This window comes from Stenotrophomonas sp. HMWF023, from assembly GCF_003060985.1.
Classification (GTDB): domain Bacteria; phylum Pseudomonadota; class Gammaproteobacteria; order Xanthomonadales; family Xanthomonadaceae; genus Stenotrophomonas; species Stenotrophomonas lactitubi.
Map to the genome: position 1 here is coordinate 1,268 of NZ_QAIJ01000154.1, position 2,487 is coordinate 3,754.

2 protein-coding genes are annotated in these 2,487 nt (G+C 66.6%); one reads left to right on the plus strand and one right to left on the minus strand.

Going from position 1 to position 2,487, the window contains the following annotated elements; all coding sequences use genetic code 11:
• Positions 1–330 precede the first annotated feature (330 nt).
• Positions 331–660 carry a thioredoxin gene (trxA, locus tag DBR20_RS08405; protein ID WP_025878607.1) on the minus strand — a complete coding sequence of 110 codons (330 nt, stop codon included), beginning with the start codon at positions 658–660 and terminating at the stop codon, positions 331–333.
• A 512-nt stretch (positions 661–1,172) separates the two neighbouring features.
• Here trxA and rhlB point away from each other — a divergent pair.
• Positions 1,173–2,487 (plus strand): ATP-dependent RNA helicase RhlB (gene rhlB, locus DBR20_RS08410; RefSeq protein WP_258223256.1); only part of this gene is annotated, 1,315 nt, incomplete at its 3' end.

Below are 2,487 nucleotides of genomic sequence, written 5' to 3' on the forward strand. Positions count from 1 at the left end.
TCGGCGGCGGCCGGAGCGGCAGCCTTGGTTACGCGGGCTTTGCGCACGCGCTTTTCGGCGGGCGCATCAGCGCTACCGGTTTCGGAAGTGTTATCGGACAAGAGCGTTATTCCTCGCTTGAAGGTGCGAGCGCCCGGCTGGGGCGGCGAACATTGGGAATGGGTCTGGAAGAAACTGCGTCCAGAAGATGCGGCACGCGAACGCGGCCGGATGTGCCGACACTATCATCGGCCCGCGGCGCCACGCAAGGGTCGCCGGATACGGTATTCAGTCAGGCGCGGGGGCGCCCGCCCGGCAGCCGTGGGAAACGGCTGCCGGTCACCCGCAGGATCAGGCCAGGGCCTTGTCCAGCAGGCCGGCCAGCTGGGCCTTGCCAACGGCACCAATCTGCTCGCCGACCTTCTCGCCGTCCTTGAAGACGACCAGGTAGGGAATCGAGCGCACGTGGTACTTGGCGGCCAGCGCGCGGTTGTTGTCCACGTTGACCTTGGCGATCTTGGCGCGGCCCTGGTAGGCATCGGCCAGTTCGTCCAGCGCCGGGGCGATCATCTTGCAGGGGCCACACCATTCGGCCCAGAAATCGACCAGCACCGGTTCCTTGGAATTCAGTACGGCGCTATCAAAGTCGGCATCGCCGACGTGTACAACCTTGTCGCTCATCTTGGTTTCTCGTCTTGGATTGCACCCGGCCAGGCCGGAGGTGGGTGAACTGGGCCATGCCCGGTGGCGTGACCCTCGTCGTTGCCTCGCGGCGGACTGCCACGGTGCGTTCGGCGGGATGCCTGGACGCTCACGGCCGGCAGTGTACCCCTATCGCAGGGCGCGGACAGATGCTGGCTGGAACCCAGCGTATCGTGATCGGGGTTGAGCACGGTATGTGTCCGATTTCACTGTCCATGGCTGAAATGGGGGTGCTGGCGCGGTAGGCCATGGGCGCACGCGCCGCTGTTCAAGCGCGGTACTGCGGCGTGAAGAGGTGCGTCTCCCTGGACTCTGAGACGCCTGATTCCGGTTTGCCGGCCCGAGTGCGGTAAACTGGGGCATTGTGCGGCGCGCGGACCCGAGGGGTCCCGGCCAGCCCGACCCGCCGCAGGGGCCGCAGTTTGCGACGGAGCCCCAGACAGATTTCAGTGCCGCCGCCCGCAGGCGCGTGGCCATACCAAGACGGACACATGAGCGACAAACCGCTGACCGATTTGACTTTTTCCTCCTTCGATCTGCATCCGGCCCTGCAGGCCGGTCTTGAAGGAGCCGGATTCACCCGCTGCACGCCCATCCAGGCGCTGACCCTGCCGGTCGCGCTGCCCGGTGGCGACGTCGCCGGCCAGGCCCAGACCGGCACCGGCAAGACGCTGGCCTTCCTGGTCGCTGTCGTGAACCGCCTGCTGACGCGCCCGGCGCTGGCCGATCGCAAGCCGGAAGATCCGCGCGCGCTGATCCTGGCCCCGACCCGCGAACTGGCCATCCAGATCCACAAGGATGCGGTCAAGTTCGGCTCCGACCTCGGCCTGCGCTTCGCGCTGGTCTACGGTGGCGTGGATTACGACAAGCAGCGCGAGATCCTGCAGCAGGGCGTGGACGTGATCATCGCCACCCCCGGCCGCCTGATCGACTACGTCAAGCAGCACAAGGTGGTCTCGCTGCATGCCTGCGAGATCTGCGTGCTGGACGAAGCCGACCGCATGTTCGACCTGGGCTTCATCAAGGACATCCGCTTCCTGCTGCGCCGCATGCCGGAGCGCTCCACCCGCCAGACCCTGCTGTTCAGCGCCACCTTGAGCCACCGCGTGCTCGAGCTGGCCTATGAGCACATGAACGAGCCGCAGAAGCTGGTGGTCGAAGCCGAGACCATCACCGCCGCGCGCGTGCGCCAGCGCATCTACTTCCCGGCCGACGAAGAGAAGATCCCGCTGCTGCTGGGCCTGCTGTCGCGCAGCGAAGGCGCGCGCACCATGGTCTTCGTCAATACCAAGGTGTTCGTCGAGCGCGTTGCCCGTTCGCTGGAGCGTTCCGGCTACCGCGTCGGCGTACTGTCCGGCGACGTGCCACAGAAGAAGCGTGAGAGCCTGCTCAACCGCTTCCAGAAGGGCCAGCTGGAAATCCTGGTAGCGACCGACGTGGCCGCCCGCGGCCTGCACATCGACGGCATCAAGTACGTCTACAACTACGACCTGCCGTTCGACGCCGAAGACTACGTGCACCGCATCGGCCGTACCGCCCGCCTGGGCGAGGAAGGCGATGCCATCAGCTTCGCCTGCGAGCGCTACGCGATGGGCCTGCCGGACATCGAGGCCTACATCGAACAGAAGATCCCGGTCGAAGCGGTCACCAGCGAGATCCTGACCTCGCTGCCGCGCCCGGAGCGTGCCGCCCCGGCACCGGGTGAGGAAGGCGACGAGAACGAAAGCGTCGGCCAGATCTTCCGCGAAGCACGCGAAGCGCGTGCCGCCGAGGAAGAGCGTCGTGGCGGCGGCCGCAGTGGCGGTC